The 3,725-nt window shown below is 46.8% G+C and carries 8 protein-coding genes; 3 read left to right on the top strand and 5 right to left on the bottom strand.

The window, feature by feature from the left end; all coding sequences use genetic code 11:
* A partial coding sequence (locus VIN66_RS14855) for an electron transfer flavoprotein subunit alpha/FixB family protein (RefSeq protein ID WP_331924706.1) occupies positions 1 to 540 on the top strand: 540 nt, incomplete at its 5' end.
* A 113-nt stretch (positions 541 to 653) separates the two neighbouring features.
* Positions 654 to 1,151 (top strand): GNAT family N-acetyltransferase, encoded by a 498-nt coding sequence (locus tag VIN66_RS14850; RefSeq protein ID WP_331924705.1) that lies wholly within the window; start codon positions 654 to 656, stop codon positions 1,149 to 1,151.
* Between the two features lie 30 nt (positions 1,152 to 1,181).
* Here the strand turns inward: VIN66_RS14850 and fur are convergent, their stop codons facing one another.
* A complete protein-coding gene (gene fur, locus VIN66_RS14845) occupies positions 1,182 to 1,622 on the bottom strand; it encodes a ferric iron uptake transcriptional regulator (RefSeq protein ID WP_331924704.1) in 441 nt (146 codons plus the stop codon).
* Between the two features lie 154 nt (positions 1,623 to 1,776).
* Between fur and VIN66_RS14840 the strand changes: the two genes are divergently transcribed.
* A complete protein-coding gene (locus VIN66_RS14840) occupies positions 1,777 to 2,247 on the top strand; it encodes a DUF4442 domain-containing protein (protein WP_331924703.1) in 471 nt (156 codons plus the stop codon).
* 43 nt (positions 2,248 to 2,290) lie between these two features.
* Here VIN66_RS14840 and fldA read toward each other — a convergent pair whose 3' ends face one another.
* From fldA to VIN66_RS14820, 4 genes are all read right to left on the bottom strand, one after another.
* Positions 2,291 to 2,821, bottom strand: coding sequence for a flavodoxin FldA (gene fldA, locus VIN66_RS14835; protein WP_331924702.1), 531 nt, complete (start codon positions 2,819 to 2,821; stop codon positions 2,291 to 2,293).
* Between the two features lie 13 nt (positions 2,822 to 2,834).
* Positions 2,835 to 3,107, bottom strand: a complete 273-nt coding sequence (ybfE, locus tag VIN66_RS14830) for a LexA regulated protein (RefSeq protein ID WP_331924701.1) — start codon at positions 3,105 to 3,107, stop codon at positions 2,835 to 2,837.
* 14 nt (positions 3,108 to 3,121) lie between these two features.
* Positions 3,122 to 3,319, bottom strand: a complete 198-nt coding sequence (locus VIN66_RS14825; RefSeq protein ID WP_134054896.1) for a DUF2788 domain-containing protein — start codon at positions 3,317 to 3,319, stop codon at positions 3,122 to 3,124.
* Between the two features lie 65 nt (positions 3,320 to 3,384).
* Positions 3,385 to 3,725 (bottom strand): alpha/beta fold hydrolase (locus VIN66_RS14820; protein WP_331924700.1); only part of this gene is annotated, 341 nt, incomplete at its 5' end.

The following is a 3,725-nucleotide window of genomic DNA, read 5'->3' as shown; positions in this document are numbered from 1 at the left end:
AATGCTATCGCCACAGTGCAATCTGCCGATGCCATTAAAGTGTTAACGGTTCGTCCGGCGGCATTTCGCGCGGCCGAAACAGGTAATAGCGCACCGGTAGAAACCATTAACACCACTGCGCATGATGTTGGCGTGTCCCACTATGTTTCCGAGGAGCTGACGAAATCTGAGCGTCCAGAGTTAACCGCCGCCCGGGTGGTTATTTCAGGTGGTCGTGGTATGCAAAATGGCGAGAACTTCGCGTTGCTCAATGGTATTGCCGACAAACTCGGTGCAGCTATTGGTGCGTCGCGTGCTGCAGTTGATGCGGGCTTTGTGCCAAATGATATGCAGGTTGGCCAAACCGGTAAAATCGTTGCGCCAGAACTCTACATTGCCGTCGGTATATCAGGCGCTATTCAACACCTGGCTGGGATGAAAGACTCCAAAATCATCGTGGCGATAAACAAAGATGCTGAAGCCCCAATTTTTCAGGTGGCTGATTATGGCCTGGTGGCGGACCTTTTCTCAGTGCTGCCTGAGCTGGAACAACAGCTGTAAATAGCGGTCATATTTCAAAAGCCAGCTTTTAGCTGGCTTTTTTATTTATGGAGCTTGTTGCAACGGTATTTTGCCAGTTAAGATAAAGCGTTATTGTTGACAAGGATGCTATTATGCCTGCTGTGATCCGCCATGCCGAACCTGCCGATATAGAGGCGATAAAAGCCATTTATGATCAACCAACGGTATATGCCAACACCTTGCAGTTGCCGTATCAACCGGTCGCTAACTGGCAACGACTATACAATGCAGGAGCCGGCTTTTATAACCTGATAGCGGAAGTTGAAGGCGTAGTAGTCGGGCAGCTTGGTATGCAGGTATGTCAGAATCCCAGGCGCCGTCATGTAGCCGAGATAGGTATGGGGGTGTCTGAAGAATTTCAGGGGCAGGGGATTGGTTCAGCCTTGCTGCGTGCGGCCCTTGAGATGGCTGATAACTGGTTGAATATCAGACGGGTAGAATTGACGGTGTACAGCAGCAATGAAGCTGCTATAGCACTGTATGAGCGTTTTGGTTTTGAAGTCGAGGCTGAGCTGGCAGATTATGCTTTTCAATACGGGAAATATGTTACTGCTCTGGCGATGGCCCGTATTAACACTGTCACCAGCTAACAAAAAGGCACCAAAGGTGCCTTTTTGTAACTAGTTCATTTCGCTGTTTTTCTTACACTGTTCAGTGTCTTTACACTCACCGTACAAATACAGGCTGTGGTGGGTCAGCTTGATACCGTTCTTTTCTGCGATTTCCAGCTGCTTTGCTTCAATCACGTCATCTTCGAACTCAATGACCTTACCGCATTTCAGACAAACCAGGTGGTCGTGGTGGCTGCCACCGGTAAGTTCAAATACTGATTTACCACCTTCAAAGTGGTGGCGGGTTAAGATGCCGGCATCATCAAACTGGTTAAGCACCCGGTATACTGTCGCCAGGCCAATATCCTCGCCAATTTCCAACAGCAACTTGTATACGTCTTCAGCGCTGATGTGCTGGTGCTTAGGGTCCTGTAGGATCTCTAAAATTTTGACTCTTGGCAGAGTAACTTTCAGGCCGGCTTTACGTAACTCATTGTTGTGATCTGGCATATTAATTCTGACTTTGGCTTATATATGCAGAAGATTATAAAGACATTGTTGGCAGATTGAAATGGCAAAATAGTGCTATAGGGACAAAGCTGCTCTTGTGCTGTGATTTTACTGACGTACAATGACGGTACACAGGTCATACCAGAGATAAAGAATGAAATGGGCATTTAACCCTGCAGTGATGCGTAGATTACTAAACTTCTGGCCGCCGTTTTTGTTTCCGGGCATAAAAGTGGAAGAGTTGAGTACGGATTATCGTTACTGCAGAGTGATACTGAAAGGGCGGCGCTGGACGCGTAATATTAATAGCAGCCAGTTTGGCGGCTCTATGTTTGCAATGACGGATCCCATTTATCCACTAATGCTGATGGGCGCGTTGGGTAAAGAGTATCTGGTCTGGGACAAACAGGCTGATATCGACTTCATTACACCTGGTATTGGCAAGCTGACGGCTGAGTTTTGGTTGTCTGATGATGCGATAGACAGTATTAAAGCCGCAACAGACAGCGGTGAGAAACACTTTCCGCAGTTTGTTGTACATATCAAAGACAGTAAAAACCAGATAGTCGCAGAAGTGAACAGAACAGTGTATATCAGGAAAAAAGCTAAGTACCGGCCGGTTTGACTGATGCAGTAAAAAGCCGGCGGATCAGCCGGCTTTGTTGTGTTTATAGCGCTTCAAACTCTTTAAGGCTCATTTCATCATAAATTTGCTTACACCACTGCTTGACACGTTGCTCCGTCAACTCTGGCTGGCGGTCTTCGTCTATGCCTAAACCTACAAAGTGACTGTCATCGGCTAGTGCCTTAGACGCAACGAAGTTATAGCCAGCCGTTGGCCAATGCCCGACAATGATGGCACCTTTAGGCTCGATAATGTCGCGCAGGGTGCCCATTGCATCAAGGAAGTATTCGGCATAGTCTTCCTGATCGCCACAACCAAAAATAGTCACCAGTTTATTGCTGAAGTCGATATTTTCCAGCTCAGGGAAAAAATCATCCCAGTCACACTGTGCTTCGCCGTAATACCAGGTTGGAATGCCTAATAACAGTAAATCAAAACCAGCGATGTCTTCTTTGCTGCTTTTGGCGATATCGCGCACGTCGAACAAATGTTTACCCAGCTCTTTCTGGATCATTTTGGCGATGTGCTCTGTGTTACCGGTATCGCTACCGAAAAAAATGCCTACAGTTGCCATTAATCTAACCTTCTTACCTGGTTAAAACCTGTGTCAAAATATGTTCTATATACGCACTGCGTGTCATATCCGCCTTGTCTGCTTCTTTACTCAGTGCGGTATACAGCTCGTCGGATACTTTGAATTCAATGCGTTTTAAGCCTTTGCTGCGATCGCGCCTGATTTGATTACGCTTGTTAAGCTTAAGCTGTTCTTCCCGCGGCAGTGGATTCGTTTTGGGCCTGCCGGGGCGCTTTTCCTGCGCAAACAAATCAATGGTGGTGCGATCAGTGGCAATCTTCGCCATCGATCTAAACCTTACTACTCAAAAAAATAGGGCACGATACTTTTTATAATGAACACCGCGGGTGACAGAAAAAGCACCAGCCACACAAAAAACTGACCTATTTTAGGTGCATTACTTTTCTTTAAAACGTCGCGGATTGCCATGATTATAAAGAGGTATAAGACACCCAGGCCCAACCACAAACCCAGCGATTCAAACTGCTCTATAGACATAGTGCTACCACCACCCCCTCAAAAGTGCGCGCACTATAGCATAATTTGAATAAAAATTTAGTGCGCTAGCGCAATAAAAACTCCTGCACCAGCCTGGTAAAGGCTGCAGGCTTCTCCGCATGTAACCAGTGCCCGGTACCCTGAATGATTTTTGCCTGTGCGTTGGGAAACAGCCGGTTAATGACTTCTTTGTGTTCGGGCAGGATGTAATCTGACTCACTGCCCTTTATAAAGAGTACCGGGCCGTCGTATTGTCCTTCAGCCATAGGGGCATCGGTAAGTGCACTATAGTTTGCTTTCAACGCGTTGAGGTTAAAGCGCCAGTGAAACTTGTCGTCTTCTTTTATCAGGCTTTTCAGCAGGAATTGCCTTACACCTGCTTCGTGAACAAAGGCAGATAACTGCT

Origin of the sequence: Rheinheimera sp. (assembly GCF_036568245.1) — a bacterium.
In the GTDB taxonomy this organism is placed as follows: domain Bacteria; phylum Pseudomonadota; class Gammaproteobacteria; order Enterobacterales; family Alteromonadaceae; genus Alishewanella.
The sequence above is the reverse complement of the archived record's forward strand: the minus strand, read 5'-3'. Positions and strand labels throughout refer to the sequence as shown.

Excerpts from the sequence above, each read along its gene's own strand:
- VIN66_RS14850 (WP_331924705.1), top strand. The coding sequence starts at position 654 with ATGCCTGCTGTGATCCGCCATGCCGAACCTGCCGATATAGAGGCGATA.
- fur (WP_331924704.1), bottom strand. The coding sequence starts at position 1,622 with ATGCCAGATCACAACAATGAGTTACGTAAAGCCGGCCTGAAAGTTACT.
- VIN66_RS14840 (WP_331924703.1), top strand. The coding sequence starts at position 1,777 with ATGAAATGGGCATTTAACCCTGCAGTGATGCGTAGATTACTAAACTTC.
- fldA (WP_331924702.1), bottom strand. The coding sequence starts at position 2,821 with ATGGCAACTGTAGGCATTTTTTTCGGTAGCGATACCGGTAACACAGAG.
- ybfE (WP_331924701.1), bottom strand. The coding sequence starts at position 3,107 with ATGGCGAAGATTGCCACTGATCGCACCACCATTGATTTGTTTGCGCAG.
- VIN66_RS14825 (WP_134054896.1), bottom strand. The coding sequence starts at position 3,319 with ATGTCTATAGAGCAGTTTGAATCGCTGGGTTTGTGGTTGGGCCTGGGT.